The following is a 21,829-nucleotide window of genomic DNA, read 5'->3' as shown; positions in this document are numbered from 1 at the left end:
AAAAGGGGGAACGCAAACATGTCTAACCGTTTCGATCATGTTCAACCACCCAATCAGTTTAAATATAAAGAAGGACAAACCATATTAAAGCAACAATATGATTTCGTCTGTGATAATCGAATTTATTTTAGTGAAACGATCTATCGAGATTTGCATAATCATTCATATCGCTTGTATGTAGACGTACTTTCGCCGATTGGAGATTATGGTTTGGGATTAGATTTTAATGATATAGATGCGATTTATAGCAAAGTGATTGAACCAAAATTAAACCATCAACTCATCAATGAGACGTTACCGGATATGAACACGACTGCTGAAAATATTGCAATGTGGATTTGGGATGAATTTGAACAACATCTTCCAGAACAAAATGATATGTATGAATTACAATTATTTGAGACTGACCGCCATGGGGTAAGTCTAAATCGTACAATAATGAAGCCGTAATATACAATTGAACACTATAAAAGTATGGTTCTCAAGGATGTATTTTCAATTAAGTGCTATTTATATTAGTATTTAAAATTTAAATATTTTGATTATATATAAAACATTGATATAATTATTATAGTAGAAAGTCTACAATTTTTTATTTTGGAGGAACATATTTGGGGACCACATTTAGTCTTATTACTTTTATATTATTATTAGTCCTAACGGCTTTTTTCGTTGCAACAGAGTTTGCTATCGTAAAAGTCAGAGAAACAAGAATTGCGCAATTGTCTAATGCAGGAGAGAAGAAAGCAATCGCTGCTAAAAAAGTTGTCGATCATCTTGATGAATATTTAGCTGCCTGTCAATTAGGTATTACCATTACTGCACTAGGTATAGGTATGGTTGGGGAATCAACATTTGAATTTATTCTACATCCGTTATTCAGTAGTATCGGTATTCCTGAAGCGTGGATACATCCATTTACAATTGGTGGTGCATTTGTTATTGCGACATTTTTACACGTAGTTGTAGGTGAGATGGCGCCTAAGACCATTGCGATTCAAAAAGCAGAGTATATTACATTACTCTTTGCAAAGCCGATTATCTTTTTCTATAAAATAATGTATCCATTTATTTGGATATTAAATGGTGCAGCACGATTAATCTTGAAAATGTTCAACATGAAACCAGCTAAAGAGAGTGAAGTATTCCACTCTGAAGAAGAATTAAAACAATTAATTCAAGATAGCCATGAAGGTGGCGAAATTAATGACAGTGAATTACACCATATCAATCAAGCATTTAAATTCGATAATTTAGTCGCAAAAGATATTATGATCGATCAAGCACATGTTAAAACACTCAATTTAAATACGCACTTTGATGATGCGATTCAACAAATTAAAGTAGATGCGTTTACGAGATATCCAGCTGTTAAAGATGATCAAATCGTTGGTTTTATCCATTCCAAATCACTATTTAACGTGGATCAGCCATCTAAGTTAGAGACATTTGTTAATCCAATTATCAACATTAAACCGGATACGCCATTGAAGCATATCTTGGAAATAATGAAGAAGAAAAAAGTTCATATTGCCGCAGTTTATGACGATGCTGATTTCAAAGGAATCATTACTTTAGAGAATATTCTGGAAGAAATCGTAGGCGATATTGAAGATGAATATAATTAATGTGAATATAGTCTTATATAATTAATGTAATTGTTTATATTGACCCTATCATTGAGATTTGAAAGTCTGAATGATAGGGCTTTTTTATGAATCGATTTAAAAAATTGACATCTAACTCAACTTGTAACTATAATGGTTACATGAGGTGAGAAGATTGAAAATTAGTAGTCGTTTTACTGTGGCTGTGCACATTTTAGCGTTAGTCAAACTAGAACAGTCGCAACCATTAACGTCTTCTTGGATTGCCAGCAGTGTGAATACAAATGCTGTCGTCATTAGAAGGTTAGTTAGTAAATTAAAACAAGCGAACTTAATTGAAACACAGCAAGGTAGTGGCGGTATTCAATTGTTGAAACCATTAACGGACATTACATTACTTGATGTATATCAAGCGGTGGAAGTAGTAGAAGAAGGCGAATTATTCCAAATGCATGAAGACACGAATATGAATTGTGTTGTAGGTGCTAATATTCAAAGCGTACTTGAAATCGTTCTCTTACGCGCACAAGATGCGATGGAAGGTGTCTTGGCGAATGTTACGATGGAGGATATCGTTTCAGGTATCTTGCAACAAAACGGATAAGTCGTCATCCGTTATATCCAACTTGTAACTAAAATGGTTACAAGACAAAAACAACAATACGAATTCACTATAACGACCTAATTGACGCATATCACCATTGAAATCACTATAAATACAAATAAGTGGAGGAATAAATAATGAAAATTGGCATTATCGGAGCAACAGGTAAAGTAGGAACTAAAGTATTACAAGAAGCAACACGTCGTGGTCATGAAGTGACGGCCATCGTCAGAAATGCGGCTAAATTAAATCACTCAGATGTCAAAGTGATTGAAAAAGATATTTTTAATTTAACAACAGAGGATATTAAAGATCTTGATGTCGTTGTTAATGCGTTTGGCGCACCACTCGGCGAGGAAGAAGCCCATGTTGAAGCAGGACGTGCGTTAATTGCATTATTAAAAGATGTAGATACAAGAGCGATTATTGTTGGAGGTGCGGGAAGTCTATTTGTGGATGAGGCACAAACAACTCGTGTCGTTGATACACCAGATTTTCCAGATGTTGTTAAACCAACAGCTAAAGGTCAAGGACGCAACCTTCAAGACCTTAAAGATGCAGAAGGTATCACTTGGACATTTGTAAGTCCATCTGCAGAATTTGATGCGGAAGGTAAACGCACAGGATCATATACATCAGGTAAAGATCAATTATTAGTTAATAGTCAAGGTAATAGTTACATTAGCTATGCAGATTATGCGATTGCGATTGTAGATGAAGCTGAAAATGCAGACCACATTAATGAACGTTTTACTGTTGTTGGCGAACAAGTGTAATTGATTAAACGAGCCATTTAAGACAAGTGGATATATTGTTTGAGTATAAATATACAAAGGGCGTGGAACAGAATGCTTTATGATTCATTGTTCCACGCCCGTTTTCTATGGCTAATACGATGGTTTTTAATGTATATCTTATTTCATTCCGGATTTCGCCATTTGGATAAAGGTCTTAGCTGCTCTGGATAACCGTTTTTTATCATTTTCTTTATATGCTAACACGACTTGATTGTAATAATGATGCGGGTTCAACTGGACAAACGCACCATTAAATCGATCAGATGTCATATCTTTAACACTTTTAGGGACAAATGTGATAGCAATACCTTCATTTACGAGACGAAGCGCGTTCTCTACACTCACCGTTTCCATCATTACGTCAGGTACGACATGATAATCGTTTAAGATTTGATTGGTTAATTGACGTAACGTCATTTCAGGCTTCAGCAAGATAAATTTTTCATTATGCAATAAATGAAATGGGAATTTACCATCATCTGCATGGGCTTTCGCTTGGTCGATAAGGTCATGCCCAGGCGGTAATGCTAGATAGACATTTTCGGTATACAAAATATCATAAGATAAATCCTCAGTGTACAACGGTAAAATTGTTACACCGATATCCACTTTCTGATCGGAAACAATTTGTTCGATTCGATGTGCCACTTCTTCTACCAATTCAATCTCGACGCCAGGGTAATGCTCGATAAATTTTGGCAAGATACTATAAAGCGTATGTGTAGCTAAAATTGGATTTACACCTATACGGATGCGTCCCTTTTTCAAATTAGAAATCGTCTGTAACTCATCGCGCATTTGCGTGTCGATATCCTCAATGTCGTGTAAATAATCTAGAAATCGTTCAGCTGAATAAGTGAGTTCTAAAGGATTACTGTCGCGATTAATCAAAGTAACGCCTAAGTCATGCTCGACTTCTTTAATATAACGACTTAAATAGGGTTGAGATATATAAAGATGTTTCGCTGCGTGTGAAATACTGCCATAACGTTGAATAGCTTCTAAATATTGAATTTTATTTTTATAAGTCATGTAGATGACCGCCTTTCATCGTGCTATATATGGCTATAACTATTTAGTTATACATTTGATAGTTAAATACGTCTTTTACATTTAGACTATAAGGTCAGATAATAGATTTAGACATAAAACAGACACATTTTCCAGAATGCGTATTGTTAATTTCATACCTTTGGGGGTGACATGATGGACATGATTGGAACGATAGGGATTGTATTAGCAATTCTTTTCATTATATATATGTCAGACAAGAACTATTCTATTTTAGTTATAGGTCCTTTGGCATCTATTATAGTCATTTTGACGAACAATTTACCATTTTTCGACTCATTAATTGGTACGAAAGCGTCATATATGACTGGGTTAGCAGATTTTATCGTTAGCTTCTTTGGCGTTTTTATACTTGGTTCATTATTAGCGAAATTTATGGACGACAGTGGCGCAGCACAATCTATCGCTGAAAAGATTGTGTCAAAAACAGGAACGAATAGTCCATATGCTATTTTAGTTGCCATATCCATTATTACAGCAATCTTAACATATGGTGGTATTAGTCTTTACGTCGTTGTATTTGTATTAATTCCATTAGCGAAACCACTTTTCAAAGAGATGGACTTAGCTTGGAACTTAATCGGTATTCCAGTTATGCTTGGTTTGGGTACATTTACCATGACTATGCTACCCGGTACACCTTCAGTACAGAATGTTGTACCAACTAAGTATTTAGGCACAACGTTAACAGCAGCACCGATATTAGGTATTGTAGGGACGATTGTCGCAATTGTATTTGGTCTTTGGTATATGAAACATGCATTAAATAAAAGTATCGCAAAAGGTGAATCCTTTGCAGACTATAATATCAAGGATATGCAATTTGACAAGAAGGAACAGACACCGCATTTTCTATTAAGTATATTACCAATTGTCGTGCTTATTGTGATGAATATCGTTGGTAGTGCAATGGGTATTTCCAATATTATACTGATCAGTTTAACGACAGCGATTATACTTTCAGCACTTCTATTCTTTAAATACATTCCAGTTAAAAGACAAGTGCTCAATGAAGGTGCATCTAATTCATTAATGCCAATGTTCCTTACCGGCTCAGCAATTGCATTCGGTACGGTTATTACATTAGCACCAGGGTTCGAAACGATTCGCTCATTAATATTAAATATTCCGGGTAACCCATTAATTAGTTTAGCTGTTGCATCAGCACTATTTGGTGTGATTACAGGTTCACTCGGCATTGTGTTACAAGCATTTGGTCAACACTATGTTGATATGGGCATTGATCCTGAAGTGATTCACAGAGTTGCAGCGATGTCATCATCAATATTTACAGTAATGCCTCACACAGGCGTTGTATTAACATTCTTTGCAATTACTGGTTTAACACATAAAAACGGCTTTAAATATTTATTCATTACAAATACCGGTGCCAACCTTTTAGCGTTGATCGTCATATTATTAGGCGTAATTATTTTTTAGGAAAAGGCAGCACCAAATACTTATAGGAGGTAATTCATTATGACAAGAAATGTAATCGTAACAGGTTCAGCACAAGGAATAGGATTTGCAATTGCGCAAGCATTTGATAAAGAACAGGATCGTGTGTTCATCTTTGATATGAACCAAGAAGCGGCAGACAAAGCAGCGAATGAATTAAACAATGGCGTTGCATACAAAGTAGATATTACAAACGAAGATGAAGTGTCACAAGCAATTAAAGACGTGAATAATCAATATGGTGCGGTTGATGTATTAGTTAATAATGCAGGTATTCAGCACATCGATAAAGTTGAAGATTTCCCATTAGATCAATGGAACAAAGTCATTGGTGTTATCCAAACAGGTACATTCTTAATGACTAAACACGTGTTACCTTCAATGAAACAACAACAAAGTGGACGTATTGTGACAATTTCATCAGCACACGGTGAAATGGCAGACCCATTTAAATCAGCTTATGTTGCTTCTAAATTTGCACAAATTGGTTTCACTAAGACAGTTGCGCTTGAAACAGTTAAAGACGGTATTACAGCAAATGCTGTGTTGCCTGGACCTGTGCGTACGTCATTAATTGAGAACCAATTAGCACACCTTGCAAAACAAGATGGCTCAACAGAACAAGAAGCAATGGAAAAATATATTACAGGTAAAATGCCTATGAACCGTTTATTAGAACCTTCAGAGATAGCAGCAACAGTTGTATTCTTAGCTTCTGAAGGTGCTACAGCGATTACTGGTGAAACAATCAGTGTTTCTGGCGGTTCAAACGCATAATCATCAATTATTTTAAAAAATTAAGAAAGGATGTATTTAAAATGGCAGAACTTAAAGAACAATTAATCGGAACTTGGAAATTAGTTAGATATCAAGATGAAGATAAAGATGGCAACATCTTCTTTCCACTAGGTAAAGATGCAACAGGATTCATCATGTATAATCCAGATGGTTATATGTCAGCACAATTAATGCAACAAGGACGTCAAGCTTATGAATCAGGTGACTTACACACAGGCACACAAGATGAAATGGCTGAAGCAGCACATGGTTATGTTGCATATTCAGGTCGTTTTGAATTAGACGAAGAAAATTCAACAGTGTACCACACAATGGAAGTGAGTATGAATCCAACTTGGTTAGGCGATACACAACCACGTTTATTTGAATTAGAAGGCGATACACTTAGCATTGTAAACGGCAATGTGCCTAACCAAAAATTAGTTTGGCAACGTGTGAAATAAAAATACTATTCACGAAATGATTAAGGCGTGCATTTTAAAGGTAGGAATGTTGTGAAAGCGATATGCGTGAGTCAATGTGATGTATAGCTTTCAATAATGGTACTTTGCACATCGTATACAGAGATAAATCAAAGGGAGATGTTAAATATGAGATACAATGAGTTCGAAGGGAAAACAGTTGTTATCACAGGCGCAGCATCAGGAATTGGAAAAGCTACAGCATTAAAATTTGCTCAAGAGAAAGCAAATGTCGTTATCGGAGATGTCGATGAACGTGCGCAACAAACAGCACAAGACATCAATGATAATGGTGGTCATGCAGTATTCGTGAAAACAGACGTTTCTGATCCAGAACAGGTACGCGCATTGATGCAAAAAGCACTTGATGAATTTGGTAGTTTGGATCACGCATTTAATAATGCAGGTATTTTAAATCAACCGAAAAAATTCGCTGATCTTGACCCTGAAACATTCGATAAAGTGATGAATGTTGACGTCAAAGGCGTATTCTTATCAATGAAATATGAATTAGAAAGCATGCTTAAAAGTGGTGGCGGCACAATTGTTAATACTGCATCAGTTGCCGGATTAATTGCTGACCCTCAAATGGGACCTTACATTGCTGCAAAACATGCAGTTGTCGGAATGACAAAATCAGCAGGTTTCGACCATGCAACAGATGGTGTACGTATCAATGCTGTTGCACCTGGCTTAACTGAAACAGAAATGACGAAAGCTTGGAAAGATGATGATGAAAAATGGCAACAAATGATTTCAGGTGTACCAATGGCAAAAGCAGCACAACCTGATGACATTGCTGACATCGTATTATTCTTATCATCTGATTCAGCAAAATTCATGACAGCACAAGTTTACCTTGTTGACGGTGGTCAAACAGCACATTAGTCTTCATATTTATAAGATTTAGTTGTAATGAGTCTGGGACATAAAAATATAATAAAGCTACTTTGCAAATTTGCAGTAGCTGACTGAACTAAGAAGGCACTTAAACTAAGTGCCTTCTTAGTTTTAGTCATGCTTGTGGGCGGGGCCCCAGCAAAGAGAATTTCATCAAGAAATTCTACAAGCAAAGCAAGCTGGGGTTACGATGAATTTAAGAAAATTCTGTCCCACTCCTTTCACCTTTGTCTTTATATTATAAGTCATTATCGGTATAGTTAGGTTCAAACTATATTATAGAGAAAAGTGAGTGGATAACGATGTCAGCAAATATTTGTGCCTATTTAGGTGTATCTGTCGATGGTTATATAGCGGATCAATATGAAAGTGTTCAATTTCTAGAAGAGGTCGAAGGCGAAGGAGATAATGGTTATGCTCAATTTTATGACAGTGTCGATGTTGTGATCATGGGTGGGAATACATTTAGATGGTTACTCGATAATGGCGTTAAGACAAATCCATATGAAGGTAAACGCGTCATCGTAATGAGTACGCAACACGTTACGATAGACTGGGACATTGAATTTTATAGTGGAGACCTAAAGCAATTGTTTACGCAATTTAATAATGCCGAACTGGTTTGGATTGTAGGTGGCGGTGCCTTAATTTCCGAGTTAGTGAATTTAAATATGCTAACATCAATGCGCTTAACGCTGGCACCTAACTTATTAGGTCAAGGTATCAGTTTGTTCAATGATATTAAGGATAACGTTCATTTAACGTTGCGAGATGTGACGCAATATAACCAATTTGTAGAACTTAATTATGACATTAATTACAAATAATAAAAAAATTTAAATCAATTTATTGTAATTCTTAATATAAGTATTGCTATACTTGTTAATAATATGCATAAAGGAGGGAAAGACATGTTTCTTGCATGGAACGAAATTAAACGTAATAAGCTGAAGTTTGGATTAATTATAGGCATTCTTGTATTAATTAGTTACTTACTCTTTTTATTATCCGGCCTAGCGAGTGGTTTAATTAATATGAATACAGAAGGCATCAAGAAGTGGAAGGCAGATGCGATTGTCTTAAATAAAGATGCTAACCAAACTGTGCAACAATCAGTCATAAAAACATCAGACGTTGAAGGCAAATTTAAAGAAGAGGCGCCTTTGAAACAAATGGGCGTTATAGCATCAAATGGAGATAGTGAAGAGAATGCGCTACTCTTTGGTGTAACGTCAAATTCATTTTTGATTCCAAAGATTGAGGAAGGCAAAACATTTGATAAAGATAATGATGTCGTCATTGATCAATCATTGAAAGATAAGGGATTCAATATTGGTGATACGATCAAGTTATCTCAATCTGATGAGAAATTACATATCGTAGGGGTATCAGAAAGTGCTAAATATAACGCTTCTCCAGTTATTTTTGCGAATAATAAAACGATGGAAAAAATCAATCCAGCATTATCATCAGATAAAACCAATGCCGTAGTCGTCAAAGATAGTAATTGGAAAGATAAAAAGGTTGATAGTGATTTAGAAGTTACAGGTATCGATGACTTTGTAGAAAACCTACCAGGCTATAAACCACAAAACTTAACAATGAACTTCATGATTACATTCTTATTTGTTATTTCTGCTACAGTCATCGGCGTATTCTTATACGTGATTACATTACAGAAAAAGAATTTATTCGGTGTGTTAAAGGCACAAGGATTTACAAATGGCTTCTTAATGAAGATGGTATTAGCACAAACCTTTATATTAGCCTTAATCGGAACATTAATTGGTTTAATACTCACATTGCTGACAAGTCTAGTCTTACCTGAAGCGGTACCTGTCCAATTTAATATTGGTACACTCATTATCTTTGGTATCGTCTTAATATTAACGTCACTTGTTGGTAGCTTATTCTCAGTACTATCTATTCGCAAAATCGATCCACTCAAGGCAATCGGATAAGGAGGTGCCACTATGTTAAAATTTGATGAAGTAACCAAAGAATTCCAAGATGGGAATCATATCATTGAAGCAGTTAAACCAACATCGTTATCGTTTGAAAAAGGTGAACTGATAGCCATTGTCGGCCCTTCCGGTTCCGGTAAGAGTACGTTTTTAACAATGGCTGGTGCGTTACAAACACCAACATCGGGTGAAATTTATATCAATGATAAGAAAATTTCGCAAATGAGTCAGAAACAATTAGCTAAAATGAGAATGAAAGAAATTGGTTTTATTCTACAAGCGACCAACTTAGTCTCATTCTTAACAATCAAGCAACAATTCCATTTATTGAAAAGTTATAAAAAAGATGTCTTAAGTACAGAAGAATACGATAAGTTGTTGAATGATTTAGGCTTAAAAGAAATTGAAAATAAATTACCTTCTGAGGTGTCAGGAGGACAAAAACAACGTGTCGCCATAGCTAAGGCGATTTATACGCAACCATCTATTATTTTAGCCGATGAGCCAACTGCATCACTTGATACAGAAAATGCGATGGCAGTTATGGAAATCTTAAAAGAACAATCTAAACAACGTCATAAAACGTGTATCATCGTTACTCATGACGAACGTTTAACTAAATTCTGTGATAAAGTCTTTCATATGGAAGACGGACGTCTAAAAGAAAAATAAACAAATTAAACACCCTCCGAGTAGGCTTTAAGTGGTCCTACTTGGAGGGTGTTTATCATAGGTTGAGATAACTTTAATCAACCATCTATTTATCTTGTAATTCTCTCTCTAAATCAGTTTCATCTTCCATTGCGATGGTCGCTTTTTCAGATTCTTTTTTATATTTTTGATACATAATTACCAGTACAATTCCCCAAACTGGTGCAAAGAGTACAGCATAACGTGTACTACTATTGATCAGTAAAACAATAAAGATAAATGCGAAGAAGACTAGAATCGCATACGCCATATATTTGCCACCTGGCATTTTAAATGTACTCTCATTGTGTAATTCTGGGTTTCTTTTCACGAAGCCTAGATAAGCAATCATAATACAAGTCCAAATCATAATATTAAGTACTGTTGAGAACGTTGTGATTTGAACGAATACTTTCGTAGCGTCTTTAAATATAGCGTTTAAGATAATCGCAATACTTAATAAACCACACGTTAATAAGATAGCGTAATATGGGACACCATGTTTATTCGTCTTATGTAAGAATGGCGGTCCCTGCTTTCTGCCAGCTAAACCGAATAACGTACGGCTATTAGCGAAAATTCCACTATTACATGATGAAGCGGCAGCTGTTAATACAACAAAGTTAATAATTCCCGCTGCAAATGGAATACCAACTAAACCAAATAATTTAACATATGGACTTTCCGCAGGATCTAATTGATTCCAAGGTACAACTGACATAATAACAGCTAATGAACCAATGTAGAATATTAATATACGGAAAGGTACATTGTTAATTGCTTGAGGGATTGTTTTATATGGGTTCTTAGTTTCTCCTGCAGTGATACCGATTAACTCAATACCAATAAATGAGAAGATTGCCATTTGGAAGGCCATTAAGAAACCAGAGATGCCATTAGGGAAGAATCCACCATAACGCCAAATATTCGATACACTTGCTGTACCGTAGTCAGTCTTCATTGCGAAGACAACCATCACAATACCTACAACAATTAACGCAATAATTGTTATTACTTTAATTAGTGATAACCAGAACTCTAGTTCACCAAATAGTTTGGCACTGAATAAGTTCATGCCAACAAGCACAAGAATTGTAAATGCGACAGTTAACCAGTTCGGTATTGCTGGATACCAAAACTCAACATATTTCGCGACAGCTGTTACTTCAGCCATACCTGAAATAATCCAAGTGAGCCAATATGTCCAACCAACCATGAACCCTGCCATTGGACCAATGTGATGATGCGCGATATCCCCAAATGATTTAAATCCTAAATTAGATAATAAGATTTCTCCCATTGCACGCATAAACATAAATAATACGAAACCAACGATAATGTATGTAAGTAAAATCGATGGACCTGCTAAATGAATGGATGCACCGGCACCTAAGAATAAACCAGTACCAATCGCACCACCAATTGCAATCAGTTGTATATGCCTATTGCTTAACTCCCTTTGTAATTTATCTGCCATAATGTTCGTCCTTTCATGAGTATATACATGACTTAAGGTTATGACTGACTATAAATACCCTTAATAATTAGTTAAATAATTGTATTAAATTATGTAATTAATTTTTTTGTTAAGATTAATGATACCCTATTTATTAATTTTTAATCAATTGATAATTAAATGCCGGGCTATTTTAACAAGCACAAATACGTGGATTGAAATCATTGTGATACATCAAATCAGTGGTTTCATTGGCGCTTTCGTTACTAAGGAAGACTGAGGTTAGTCTAAAGTATAGTAACAACGGGAAACATATTATTGTACATAGATGCTATTTGCATTTAAATTATAACTAGAGAAAATGAATAGAAAGTAGGCTAAATCATGCTTAATGACTTTAATGAAATATTAGAAGGTCGCAGATCAGTTAAAGGTTTCGACCCAGACTATAAAATTCCGCATGAGGAAATGAATGAGATGATTGCAAAAGCAACCAAAGCACCTTCATCAGTAAACATGCAACCGTGGCGTTTTGTTGTGGTTGAAAGTGACGAAGCGAAATTGCGTCCATTGATTCAATTCAATACGAATCAAAATGACACATCATCAGCAATGATTATTATCTTCGGCGATTTACATTGCTATGAAGAAGGCGAATATATTTATGAACAAGCGGTGCTTAATGGGCACATGCCACAAGAAGTTAAAGAACAAATGTTGCCAATCGTCTTAGAGAATTATAAAAATCGCACACGCCAATCAATGAATGACATTGTGAAAGTAGATAGTAGTTTAGCCGCTATGCAATTGATGTTAGTAGCAAAACAACACGGTTACGATACAAATCCAATTGGTGGCTTTGAACATGAAGAAATCGGAAAAGCATTTGGCTATGATTTAGAACGTTATGTACCTGTCATGATTGTTGCTATCGGTAAGAAGGCTAAAGAGGCACATACATCATTCAGAATGCCAGTTGATCGTGTCATCGATTATAAATAATACGTTAAACATATATTGCAAGACACAGTAGCGAACACCATTGACAACTGTCGATAACGAGTTTTGGCTACAGTCATCTACATGGTGGGGCGGAACAGTAAATTCATAATGAATGCTGTTTCGCCCTTTTTAATTAAAATAAAGACCATGAACATGAACGGTCATATTCAATATATAGAAAAAGGGTATAGCTAAAGACACAGAAATTCACAAAGGGTGATTCACATGGAAAATAAACAATTCGAGACATTAACACACATAGAAAAGGGGTTATATGAAACTACGAAGGCAGTCTTACCATTTGATAAACGTTACCGTATCAAATCATTTGTATTAGAGCGACCATCAGGCAATATCATCATATATCATTCTCCAGGGTTAAATGAGGCAGATTCAGATATTCAATTATTAGGTGGTGCGACGCGCGTTTTAATGAATCATGAGCATGAATCTCTAGGTGGACACCCTCGGATTGATGTACCGTTTTGGATTCATCGAGATGATGTAGCCGCTATACGTCATACAGTGGCCATTGATGGGCAGTTCGAACAACGCGAAACAATTGCAAATGATTTGGAAGTCATTCCTACACCCGGACATACGCCTGGTACAACCATGTTTCTATGGAATAATGGTGAGCATCGCTTCCTGTTTACTGGTGATTTTTTATGTGTAGAAGGTGGCGAATGGCGTACTGTAATATTGCGTTCAAGTGATCGAGACGCATCGATTAAAAGCTTGGAGATGATTCGTGATTTAGCGTTTGATGCGATTGTACCTTGGGTTGCGATTGAGGGTGAAGACGCAATTTATTATGTTGAGAATGAAGAGGATAAACAAAATAGAGTGCAAAAGATAATTGACCGTGTTCGTCGTGGTGAAAATACGTAAACAAAATATGAATAGTTTATTAAACGGAGTGATAGCATATGAATATCAATAGAGGCATTAATCATATTGGACTGACTGTACCTGATATCGAAGCGGCGACAGCCTTTTTCAAGGAAGGCCTTAATGGCAAGATTGCCTATGATAGTCAACGAAAGAACGACGTGCCACGTGGTGGAGAAACGGTTGAACGCATACTTGGCTTAGAAAAAGGGGCCGTCATTATTCATAAACGTATGATGGTCTTTGGTAATGGAACGAATATAGAAATGTTTGAATTTAAAGATGCGCATCAAGGTCAAGCGCAATCATTACAGGATATTGGTTTTACGCATATTTCATTTTATATCGAGGCAGAACATTTTGATGAAGCTGTTAAACAGTTAATGTGTGCTGGTGGACAGTCGATATCTGAGCCTCATGCGAATACAAAATATGAAGATACAGAAGGTAACCGTACCGTTTATGTGAAAAGTCCATGGGGAAGCTTAATCGAATTACAAACCGTGCCGAATGGATTTTACTATCCAGATGATAGCGAAGCAGCCGTTTTTGTGCCGAAAAAGTTAGACGATTGATTAGTGAAAAGTATATCAATATTCATTAATATGACACATTTGTCATATTTAAAAATTTAAGTATTTTCTCCTTTTGAATTAAGGTATAATGCCTTTGAGCCTAGGACATAAATAATTTAATGATGTTATTATACCAATTCGCAGTAGCTGACTGAACTGAGAAGGCGCTTAAATCAAGCTTTTCTCAGTTCTAATCATCCTTGCGGGGGTGGGCGGGGCCCCAACACAAAAAATCACGAAAGTGATTTTACAAGCTAAGCAAGTTGGGGTTACGACGAATTTAAAAGAATTCTGTCCCACTCCCAAGCTAGATGTTTTAGGGGGATTCGGGCTGTTTGATAGATACTATTTTGAATATCTATGCTTAAAAAGGGTATAAATTTAAAGACATAAATTTTTTGATATGTCAACAAAAATTTAAGGGAGTAATAGTCATGATTGATATTCAAATTCAAAAATCAGAATTAATCGAAGCAATTGAAAGTATTGTAAAAGAAAAAGTATATGTTGAAAGTGACGATGCATGTGAAGTATTAGCGACTGAGATTGTCAATGGCTTGGAAGAGTTGAATAGCGATGAAACGCAAGCGAATAATTTGCTAGGTCTAAATAGTGAATTGCAGCACAAGGTTGATCAATCAAATGGCGCAATCGATAAAGTAACCGTCTCCACTGCAGGTAATGCCTCCAGTAACGTACAATCTATGAATGCGCGTGCGAAATAGTCAGTCTTGGTTAACATAATCATGATGAACAAGAGACCTTTCAAGTACAATGGCAATCAACGACAAATGATAAGCACCACCTATGTTAAGAAGCAAATGCTTTTTAAGATAAGTAGTGCTTATTTGATTTGTCATTTATTTATGAAAATAAGACTTTCAAAATATTAAATAAAGAACCTATTAATTGAAGCACAGTACCAGACATGAGAGGACCTCCCTTCGGTTAGATTGAAATATGTGTTAAACCTCACGTGTTAGCGACTCACTTTGAACTAAATCATCGGCTAAACTATGCCAAAATTGTTGTAGTTCGTCTCTAGTACGCTTCGTATCAGAACTATCTTGACCTACAAAATCGATATGGTCCCAATCGTGTTTCGTTGGAGTGACTTGCCAAATGCCTTTTTGATTCGTATCTGTAGCTTGAGTAAAGGCTTGATTAAATGGATGTTGTGACGAAATAACAGACACTAAGCCATCATTTTCTCGCCATTCTTTTTCAGCTACTTTGCCGATCACATTAGCAGTAAGGGTGAACGGGAAATATAAATTTAAATCTGATTTTTGACGTCCGAATAATGATGCATGTGTTGATTCACCAGTGTATGTTTTATATACAATATTTGGATTTAAAGATGTTTGGCGATTAAGATTTGTCGCGCCTTCACGTGTTAAATCATAAAAGCCATTGTCTTTTGTTTGCCATAATTTAGAATCTTTAACACGTTTGGCGTAGTCGATATAAGATTCATTCGGTTGTTGTTTTAGACCCCATTGAGACAGACCGAAGTCTACGCGTGAATCTTTATTGCCGAGTACTTTTCCTGCGTCAAAGACAATTTGACGAATAAGTGCCTCGTTACCTAATAAATCTGATGCATGTGTGCCGTTATGTGGCGTACCAAGCGTTGTTATGGAAGAAATCATATTGTCGTGTTGACCTTGGTATAATGGTGAAATTTCACCACCATGAACACGTTGGTATTCCTGTTCTTCTGGATTACCATTTCTTAATAATGCCTCTAATTGACGAATGGTCTGACCACCCATACTATGTCCGACTAGATGGACTTTTTGGCCTGGTTGCCAATCTTTATAGACACCTTCGTATGTTTTGCCGTAACGCTCATGACCATATTTGGCAGCGTGTGCAGCCCCATAATCAACCGTTCCACCTTTAATATAGTAATAAAGTTCAACGGCACGATCGTAGTTACTACCAAATGCACTAATACTTGCTTCATAAGATTCATAACCGTTTTCTTCTAAATCTTGGCGAATGTTTAATTTATCGCCACCCCAATAATGTGCTAATACAGATGGGCTTATATCATCAGTAAAACCACTAAAGCCGTGAACTAAAATAATAGGATCTTGGTTTTTATACTGAGCTTGTTTCGCAACTTTATTGGTTTGATCTTTTGTGCCACTTGCCGCTTGAGATTTAGATTGCGTATTGGTTGTTGCGACTGAATTATTTTTAAGTGTATTTAACCCTGATTGTGCATCTTTATCTTCCTTAGAAGGGTTGTCGTTATTGAAAGGGTTAGTTTGCGCATCAATAGAAATGTTAGCATGATCGCCCTTTTCTGTGTTGAGATCTTGTGATGCTTGAGTTGTCGTTTCTTCTTTTTTAGTTATCGTTTGTTGCTGTGACGGTGTGGTTGCTTTAAGTGCCTCGCTTTGATGGTTATCTTTTAGTGGTGATGGCGCTTGCTGATTGTCGCCTTTGGATTGAGTGGATTGCGTTGACTGTTGTTGTTCAGTTACGCCACTCTTGCTCGAATGTACGTCATTTGAAGACACACTTGTATCCTTAGATTTAACAGTATTTGAATGTGGTTGATTTAAGTCCGCTTGTTTAGTTTCAGATGTTTGGTTAACTTGTGATTCAGTATGTGGTGTCACTTTCTTAGTTGAATCATCCGTCTTCGATGATGGTTCAGATGATTGTAAAGATTGTTCATCTTGCTCTAATGATGCTGCGTGTTCTGTTGATGTGACTTCGTTAGTAGTTGTTTTAGAAGTTGGTGTTTCAGTTGAATGTGTTTGTTGAGAAGTTGATGTCACTTCTGTTTGTTGATTGTCTGTATTTGAATCTGACTTCTCAGATTCTTCAGTAGAAGGTTGATGCGTCTCGTTGGAAGAAACATGATCCTTAGATGCATCCGTTTGATGAAGTTCATTATGTAAGCTTGTTTGATTTTTATTTTCATTTTTAATTTGAGACACATCGTGCTTTGCTTGTGCAACGGATTGAACTTGTCCCTTTTGAGCCTCTGGTGTGTCATTATCCCCAATAGATTGTGCTGACGCCGTATCAGGAGTTCCCACTTCCTGTTGTTTCTCGGCTGCCTGTGCTGAGCCACCTCCCATGAATAGCAAAGTCGCTACTACAATTGATGACGCACCTACGCTTAATTTACGAATACTAAATCGGTTCTCTCTTGTTTTCATAAACAGCACCTCTATTTTATTTAATTTTTGAAAATGTAAATCAATGAATCCATGTTAGATAAATAAATTAATAATTACACGTGGTAAGAATTCAAACAATTTGCTAAATATCGCCTTAATTTCTTCCATAATGACCTTCCTTTCTTTTGAAAAGAGAAAGCGTTTGCAGAACTAGATAAAAAATATGTATTGATAAGGACAGTTCAAGTGGAGAAACGTATCTCTTTCAAAGTAATTTAAACAAATAGTAACCTTGCGCACAGATAATTGTCAACTCATGCCAATATATAAGCGTAGCGTTTAAGACGTAAACCATAAAAAAAAGACTGAAACGATCATCGTTCCAGTCTAGAAATAGCGGAGAGGGAAGGATTTGAACCAACGCGAGCAAAAAGCTCCTACCAACCATAAATGATTGGCCTCTTTAGCCAGGCTTGAGTACCCCTCCATAAATATATTTTTTTAATATGTTTTACATTTTACCTCTATCAATTTATTTTGTAAACAAAAAATACTTTGTTTTTGTTATTAAATTAAAAAATAAGTCTAAAGTTTTATTAATTAATACGTCTAAAGACGTATATTGTCCTACTAATATCATATAATAATATTGAAAAATGATTATATTGAGCGATGTATGTCGTGACATAACTATATAAAAGAAAGGTATTGAGGAGAATAATATGTGGAAAACAAAAGTTGGTAAAACGTTTATTGCTAGTGTAGTGATTGGAGCATCGATGTTTGGTTATGCTGGACATCATGAGGAAGCGCAGGCTGTTGGTAATTATTACTATGATGGCACACATGCAGGTGAGTATTCAGGGTATTTAAAAGCTAAAAAAATTGCTAAAAGTTCAATTTCTAACCAATATTATCCAAATGCATCTAAAAGCAATTTAAAATCTATTGGTCGTGTGTCGAATCTAAACGGTTGGAAGGTGGGGATTCCAAAATATAAAGGACAAGACTCAATGGGTACTGGCACGGTTATTGGTGCGCATACTTTTGTCACAAATGGGCATGTTATTGATGATCAATATGGTAAAGCCGCAGCACCAAAATATATTAAATTTCAATTGAATCGTAATGGTAAATCAATACCTTATACTTTTCATGCGAGTGAAGTGATTAAAGTACCGCAGTATGATATTGCCATCGTCCATACAAAAGAAAATATGTCGAAGTATGCTAAACCGATACGTATTGCGACAGATTCAGAAATTAAAAAATTGAAATTTAATACACCATTATATTCTTTAGGTTACTCAAAAATAAACGAAGACAACACGAAACCATATTACAGTAAATTACGTGTTACACAATTTTCTCCTAACGGCACCGAAATTCAAACGAAAGACTTTTTCAGATCAGGTGCGTCTGGTTCACCGATGTTAAATAGTAAATATAATACAATGTACGGTATGAGAACGTATGGCCATAATTTAGGTGGTACCGCAACTGATTTGTATGGTAAGCAAGAAATGGCTGGCGGAGAGTCATTTAAAGGGTACGCTGGTAAATTTGTCCGTCAACATATTAAGTAATTGGATTGAATAAATAGAATAACAAGCGTTTCGCAATTTATCTTACAAAGGGAATAAAGGGTGGAGAGAAATGAAGAAACAGTATTTAATGATTGGTGCAATAACGGGGACAATGCTGTTAGCCGGCTGTAGTTTAAGTGACTTAGGACTAGGAAATGGCTCATCCGATGATAAGAACACGTCATCACAAACGGATAAATCGAATAAAGATAGTAATTCGAAATCTGATAATAGTACTAATAATAAGAAAAATAATGATGCGAATTCAGTAAACAGTGTTAAAGATTTAAATCAAGCTGAGAAAGTCGCATTAGCGCTAAGTGATGACCGTGTGTCTAATATAGCGATAACTGCCAATGATTTAAAGCGTCATTCATACATTGAAAATAGTAATACTGGGAAAAGGCAACAAAGTATAGATAAATACGAGTTACAAGCAACTGGAGAAGCCGTTGAAGACGCACCAGAAGGGATGACATTTTATAGTGCTTCACCTGGCAAAGGATCCTTTGCGACGTTAATCGGTGTGAGTGATGATAAAGTAGCAGTAATAGGTACGCAAAGTCCAGGTAAATATCAACAATTTATTCAATCCGACTTAGGGTACGAGCTTGATTTAAATGCGTTATATCGAAAGTATGGTAAGGATTCAGATTATAAGAAAGTGGCAAAACAAATTTCGATTAGTGGCGGTTCTAATAGTACGCATTCGGCCGACAGTAATGATAAAAATACGAAAGAATACTTTGCTAAAATATGGCTGACAGCACGAAATGATGCGGATGAAATATTTAATGGAGAAGACCATACGTATGAACCTGTAGATATGTCCGGTGAACCGATTAATCCATATAATGAAGATGCGTCAGAAGTGTATCCGGAGGGAACTATTGTATTAAGTCCATCTGTTACAGCACTTGGTCACATTACGTTTAAAGATAATAATGATGGGACAGTCACATTTTATGATGTGCCAAGTCATTTCCAAGACCATCGTTGGACTGAAGATGGCTACTCTAAACAAGAAACAGCTCGAATTTTGAATAATGGTCAAACGAAGAAGATGAAGAACGCGTCAGATTCAGAAATTGAAAAGGTAGCAAGTTACATTACATCTGATACGCCTAGACAACCTGAACATTATGATAGTTCAAATTCAGATGACAGTAGCTCAGAAAACTCTGATAATAGTTCAAGTGATGAAACGGTGACACGCGATAATGTGATTGATAAAGTCGAAGCATACGAAGGGCATACCTTAGATACAGACACATACACTTATAAAGAACCAGAAAAAAATTCTGACGGCGATTGGGGATTCTCATTTACTGATAAAAATGGTGAATTAGCTGGATCATATATTGTAACCTCAGATGGAAGCGTTACGAAATATGATGAAAACGGTGAAGAAGAATAAATCTTTAAAATAAACAATATAAGGCACCTCGTTAATTTAGCTTAGTGATGTTTACTAAATTAACGAAGTGCCTAATTTATTGTAATTTGGAGATACATAGTTGAATTACGAATATCTCTTTGCTGGGGAAAAGGAGGGAGTGGGACAGAATTCTTTTTAAATTCGTCGTAACCCCAACTTGCTTAGCTTGTAAAATCACTTTCGTGATTTTTTGTGTTGGGGCCCCGACTCCCAGCTTGCTTTGCTTGTAGAATTTCTTGATGAAATTCTCTTTGCTGGGGCCCCGACCCCCGCAAGGATGACTAGAACTGAAAAAAGCTTGATTTAAGCGTATTTTCAGTTCAGTCAGCTACTGCGAATTTGCAAAATAGCATTATTATATTATTTATGTCCCAACCTCAAGTAGTTCTAATGATTAAAATCAAAGAACTGCTTTAGAGCCTTTCCCACAGGAAAGCGAAATAACTTAAGCAAGCGAAATCTATCTATGAACTACTTTACGAACACTTTCATTATTTATAAATACCTTTGATCTCATCTAATCTTTCTATAAAACTATCAATATATGACTGTGGTTTCAGAATCTTAGCATGTGGCGCTAATTGATAAGCGATATAGTACGCATCGAAACGCGTACAATTCACCCATACTGTGATACTATCTTCGCTGTGTTCAACGACTTCCTTAATTGAAAACTGTTGTTGGAATTGGTTCCAAAAGTGTGTGTGAATTTGGAATAACACAGGATTACATGTGCCATCTTTCTTAAATTTTAAATTTAAAATCTTAACAGACAGAATATCTCGAAGAAGAATCGTCTCAATTTCATGATCCTCTTCATATGTAAACCAATAGTCATAATGCATATACAAGATAGATAATGGTTTAACCACTATCTTTTTATCTTGAAGTTCAATGCGAACAATTTCTTTATTCACGATTGCTTTTTGGAGGAGCATGAGATGTTTCCCAGGCAATAATTCTTGTCTGATTTTAAATTGATGTAACGTACTCATTAAAACATGTTTATCTGAAACTTTCATTGAAGTAATTGAACTAAGTAAAAATTTATGAATATCGTGATGCAATATAGGCGTTAAGCTTTGAAGTTTAATGAGCAGACTCAGAATGCCCAAACTGTGTTTACTTTGAGTATCCTGCTTAAGTTCGTATCCTGCCAATTGATGATTATAAACGACTCTAGTATTACTAGGATTCCAAAACTCATTTTCATAAAAGAAAGTGTTAATCGTATTAATATCACGTTGAATTGACTTTTTACTTACATCAGTGAATTGATTTAAGTCTTGTTGCGTAACAACATAACCTTTAAGAAGCAAAGTTAAAATATTTAGTATACGAGTTGATTTATCCAAGAATTGGGTCCCCTTTGCATCAATTCTGTATTT

The 21,829-nt window shown here is 35.8% G+C and carries 21 protein-coding genes and 1 tRNA gene; 17 read left to right on the top strand and 5 right to left on the bottom strand.

The window, feature by feature from the left end; all coding sequences use genetic code 11:
- Positions 1 to 18 precede the first annotated feature (18 nt).
- The 4 genes from AK212_RS07925 to AK212_RS07910 all read left to right on the top strand — a co-directional run bounded on the left by AK212_RS07925 (position 19) and on the right by AK212_RS07910 (position 2,987).
- Positions 19 to 450, top strand: a complete 432-nt coding sequence (locus AK212_RS07925; RefSeq protein WP_053030172.1) for a 6-pyruvoyl trahydropterin synthase family protein — start codon at positions 19 to 21, stop codon at positions 448 to 450.
- A gap of 161 nt (positions 451 to 611) precedes the next feature.
- Positions 612 to 1,628, top strand: a complete 1,017-nt coding sequence (locus AK212_RS07920) for a hemolysin family protein (RefSeq protein ID WP_053030171.1) — start codon at positions 612 to 614, stop codon at positions 1,626 to 1,628.
- A 154-nt stretch (positions 1,629 to 1,782) separates the two neighbouring features.
- A complete protein-coding gene (locus AK212_RS07915; protein ID WP_053030170.1) occupies positions 1,783 to 2,211 on the top strand; it encodes an Rrf2 family transcriptional regulator in 429 nt (142 codons plus the stop codon).
- Between the two features lie 137 nt (positions 2,212 to 2,348).
- The gene (locus AK212_RS07910) at positions 2,349 to 2,987 is read left to right on the top strand and encodes an NAD(P)-dependent oxidoreductase (protein WP_053030169.1); all 639 of its coding nucleotides are present in this window, start codon (positions 2,349 to 2,351) and stop codon (positions 2,985 to 2,987) included.
- Positions 2,988 to 3,125: 138 nt separating this feature from the next.
- Here AK212_RS07910 and AK212_RS07905 read toward each other — a convergent pair whose 3' ends face one another.
- Complete coding sequence (locus tag AK212_RS07905) at positions 3,126 to 4,040, bottom strand: LysR family transcriptional regulator (protein WP_053030168.1); 915 nt, start codon at positions 4,038 to 4,040, stop codon at positions 3,126 to 3,128.
- Between the two features lie 174 nt (positions 4,041 to 4,214).
- Here AK212_RS07905 and AK212_RS07900 point away from each other — a divergent pair, with 174 nt between their 5' ends.
- The 7 genes from AK212_RS07900 (at position 4,215) to AK212_RS07870 (ending at position 10,332) form a co-directional block, all read left to right on the top strand.
- On the top strand, positions 4,215 to 5,519 hold the full coding sequence (locus tag AK212_RS07900) for a GntP family permease (RefSeq protein WP_053030167.1): 1,305 nt from the start codon (positions 4,215 to 4,217) through the stop codon (positions 5,517 to 5,519).
- Positions 5,520 to 5,558: 39 nt separating this feature from the next.
- Positions 5,559 to 6,314, top strand: a complete 756-nt coding sequence (locus AK212_RS07895; RefSeq protein WP_053030166.1) for a 3-hydroxybutyrate dehydrogenase — start codon at positions 5,559 to 5,561, stop codon at positions 6,312 to 6,314.
- 41 nt (positions 6,315 to 6,355) lie between these two features.
- The gene (locus tag AK212_RS07890; protein ID WP_053030165.1) at positions 6,356 to 6,778 is read left to right on the top strand and encodes a lipocalin-like domain-containing protein; all 423 of its coding nucleotides are present in this window, start codon (positions 6,356 to 6,358) and stop codon (positions 6,776 to 6,778) included.
- Between the two features lie 147 nt (positions 6,779 to 6,925).
- On the top strand, positions 6,926 to 7,684 hold the full coding sequence (locus AK212_RS07885; protein ID WP_080365539.1) for an SDR family NAD(P)-dependent oxidoreductase: 759 nt from the start codon (positions 6,926 to 6,928) through the stop codon (positions 7,682 to 7,684).
- A gap of 314 nt (positions 7,685 to 7,998) precedes the next feature.
- The gene (locus tag AK212_RS07880) at positions 7,999 to 8,523 is read left to right on the top strand and encodes a dihydrofolate reductase family protein (protein WP_053030163.1); all 525 of its coding nucleotides are present in this window, start codon (positions 7,999 to 8,001) and stop codon (positions 8,521 to 8,523) included.
- Between the two features lie 84 nt (positions 8,524 to 8,607).
- Positions 8,608 to 9,657 carry an ABC transporter permease gene (locus AK212_RS07875; protein WP_053030162.1) on the top strand — a complete coding sequence of 350 codons (1,050 nt, stop codon included), beginning with the start codon at positions 8,608 to 8,610 and terminating at the stop codon, positions 9,655 to 9,657.
- 12 nt (positions 9,658 to 9,669) lie between these two features.
- Positions 9,670 to 10,332 (top strand): ABC transporter ATP-binding protein, encoded by a 663-nt coding sequence (locus AK212_RS07870; RefSeq protein WP_053030161.1) that lies wholly within the window; start codon positions 9,670 to 9,672, stop codon positions 10,330 to 10,332.
- A gap of 85 nt (positions 10,333 to 10,417) precedes the next feature.
- On the opposite strand, the gene AK212_RS07865 is transcribed toward AK212_RS07870, so the two are convergent.
- Positions 10,418 to 11,827, bottom strand: a complete 1,410-nt coding sequence (locus AK212_RS07865; protein WP_053030160.1) for an amino acid permease — start codon at positions 11,825 to 11,827, stop codon at positions 10,418 to 10,420.
- A 363-nt stretch (positions 11,828 to 12,190) separates the two neighbouring features.
- On the opposite strand from AK212_RS07865, the gene AK212_RS07860 reads away from it, so the two are divergent.
- From AK212_RS07860 to AK212_RS07845, 4 genes are all read left to right on the top strand, one after another.
- Positions 12,191 to 12,808, top strand: coding sequence for a nitroreductase family protein (locus tag AK212_RS07860; RefSeq protein ID WP_053030159.1), 618 nt, complete (start codon positions 12,191 to 12,193; stop codon positions 12,806 to 12,808).
- Positions 12,809 to 13,033: 225 nt separating this feature from the next.
- Positions 13,034 to 13,699 carry an MBL fold metallo-hydrolase gene (locus AK212_RS07855; RefSeq protein ID WP_053030158.1) on the top strand — a complete coding sequence of 222 codons (666 nt, stop codon included), beginning with the start codon at positions 13,034 to 13,036 and terminating at the stop codon, positions 13,697 to 13,699.
- 38 nt (positions 13,700 to 13,737) lie between these two features.
- Entirely contained in the window at positions 13,738 to 14,274 is a 537-nt protein-coding gene (locus AK212_RS07850; RefSeq protein WP_053030157.1) for a VOC family protein, read from the top strand.
- A 434-nt stretch (positions 14,275 to 14,708) separates the two neighbouring features.
- The gene (locus tag AK212_RS07845; RefSeq protein ID WP_053030156.1) at positions 14,709 to 14,999 is read left to right on the top strand and encodes a hypothetical protein; all 291 of its coding nucleotides are present in this window, start codon (positions 14,709 to 14,711) and stop codon (positions 14,997 to 14,999) included.
- Positions 15,000 to 15,239: 240 nt separating this feature from the next.
- Here the strand turns inward: AK212_RS07845 and lip are convergent, their stop codons facing one another.
- Both lip and AK212_RS13365 read right to left on the bottom strand, forming a co-directional pair.
- A complete protein-coding gene (gene lip / locus AK212_RS07840) occupies positions 15,240 to 17,456 on the bottom strand; it encodes a YSIRK-targeted triacylglycerol lipase (RefSeq protein ID WP_053030155.1) in 2,217 nt (738 codons plus the stop codon).
- A 358-nt stretch (positions 17,457 to 17,814) separates the two neighbouring features.
- Positions 17,815 to 17,904, bottom strand: a tRNA-OTHER gene (locus AK212_RS13365).
- A gap of 235 nt (positions 17,905 to 18,139) precedes the next feature.
- Between AK212_RS13365 and AK212_RS07830 the strand changes: the two genes are divergently transcribed.
- Both AK212_RS07830 and AK212_RS14015 read left to right on the top strand, forming a co-directional pair.
- Positions 18,140 to 19,003, top strand: coding sequence for a trypsin-like serine peptidase (locus AK212_RS07830; RefSeq protein WP_053030153.1), 864 nt, complete (start codon positions 18,140 to 18,142; stop codon positions 19,001 to 19,003).
- 70 nt (positions 19,004 to 19,073) lie between these two features.
- Complete coding sequence (locus AK212_RS14015; protein WP_053030152.1) at positions 19,074 to 20,420, top strand: hypothetical protein; 1,347 nt, start codon at positions 19,074 to 19,076, stop codon at positions 20,418 to 20,420.
- Positions 20,421 to 20,932: 512 nt separating this feature from the next.
- Here the strand turns inward: AK212_RS14015 and AK212_RS07820 are convergent.
- Positions 20,933 to 21,796 (bottom strand): helix-turn-helix transcriptional regulator, encoded by an 864-nt coding sequence (locus AK212_RS07820; RefSeq protein WP_053030151.1) that lies wholly within the window; start codon positions 21,794 to 21,796, stop codon positions 20,933 to 20,935.
- Positions 21,797 to 21,829 lie beyond the last annotated feature (33 nt).

Origin of the sequence: Staphylococcus borealis, from assembly GCF_001224225.1 — a bacterium.
Lineage (GTDB): Bacteria > Bacillota > Bacilli > Staphylococcales > Staphylococcaceae > Staphylococcus > Staphylococcus borealis.
The sequence above is the reverse complement of the archived record's forward strand: the minus strand, read 5'-3'. Positions and strand labels throughout refer to the sequence as shown.

What these genes read in the sequence shown, in the direction of transcription:
- AK212_RS07870 (WP_053030161.1), top strand. Translation starts at nt 9,670, where the DNA reads ATGTTAAAATTTGATGAAGTAACCAAAGAATTCCAAGATGGGAATCAT.
- AK212_RS07845 (WP_053030156.1), top strand. Translation starts at nt 14,709, where the DNA reads ATGATTGATATTCAAATTCAAAAATCAGAATTAATCGAAGCAATTGAA.
- AK212_RS07895 (WP_053030166.1), top strand. Translation starts at nt 5,559, where the DNA reads ATGACAAGAAATGTAATCGTAACAGGTTCAGCACAAGGAATAGGATTT.
- AK212_RS07925 (WP_053030172.1), top strand. Translation starts at nt 19, where the DNA reads ATGTCTAACCGTTTCGATCATGTTCAACCACCCAATCAGTTTAAATAT.
- AK212_RS07860 (WP_053030159.1), top strand. Translation starts at nt 12,191, where the DNA reads ATGCTTAATGACTTTAATGAAATATTAGAAGGTCGCAGATCAGTTAAA.
- AK212_RS07875 (WP_053030162.1), top strand. Translation starts at nt 8,608, where the DNA reads ATGTTTCTTGCATGGAACGAAATTAAACGTAATAAGCTGAAGTTTGGA.
- AK212_RS07830 (WP_053030153.1), top strand. Translation starts at nt 18,140, where the DNA reads ATGTGGAAAACAAAAGTTGGTAAAACGTTTATTGCTAGTGTAGTGATT.
- AK212_RS07855 (WP_053030158.1), top strand. Translation starts at nt 13,034, where the DNA reads ATGGAAAATAAACAATTCGAGACATTAACACACATAGAAAAGGGGTTA.
- AK212_RS07910 (WP_053030169.1), top strand. Translation starts at nt 2,349, where the DNA reads ATGAAAATTGGCATTATCGGAGCAACAGGTAAAGTAGGAACTAAAGTA.
- AK212_RS07865 (WP_053030160.1), bottom strand. Translation starts at nt 11,827, where the DNA reads ATGGCAGATAAATTACAAAGGGAGTTAAGCAATAGGCATATACAACTG.
- AK212_RS07900 (WP_053030167.1), top strand. Translation starts at nt 4,215, where the DNA reads ATGGACATGATTGGAACGATAGGGATTGTATTAGCAATTCTTTTCATT.
- lip (WP_053030155.1), bottom strand. Translation starts at nt 17,456, where the DNA reads ATGAAAACAAGAGAGAACCGATTTAGTATTCGTAAATTAAGCGTAGGT.
- AK212_RS07905 (WP_053030168.1), bottom strand. Translation starts at nt 4,040, where the DNA reads ATGACTTATAAAAATAAAATTCAATATTTAGAAGCTATTCAACGTTAT.
- AK212_RS14015 (WP_053030152.1), top strand. Translation starts at nt 19,074, where the DNA reads ATGAAGAAACAGTATTTAATGATTGGTGCAATAACGGGGACAATGCTG.
- AK212_RS07850 (WP_053030157.1), top strand. Translation starts at nt 13,738, where the DNA reads ATGAATATCAATAGAGGCATTAATCATATTGGACTGACTGTACCTGAT.
- AK212_RS07890 (WP_053030165.1), top strand. Translation starts at nt 6,356, where the DNA reads ATGGCAGAACTTAAAGAACAATTAATCGGAACTTGGAAATTAGTTAGA.
- AK212_RS07880 (WP_053030163.1), top strand. Translation starts at nt 7,999, where the DNA reads ATGTCAGCAAATATTTGTGCCTATTTAGGTGTATCTGTCGATGGTTAT.
- AK212_RS07885 (WP_080365539.1), top strand. Translation starts at nt 6,926, where the DNA reads ATGAGATACAATGAGTTCGAAGGGAAAACAGTTGTTATCACAGGCGCA.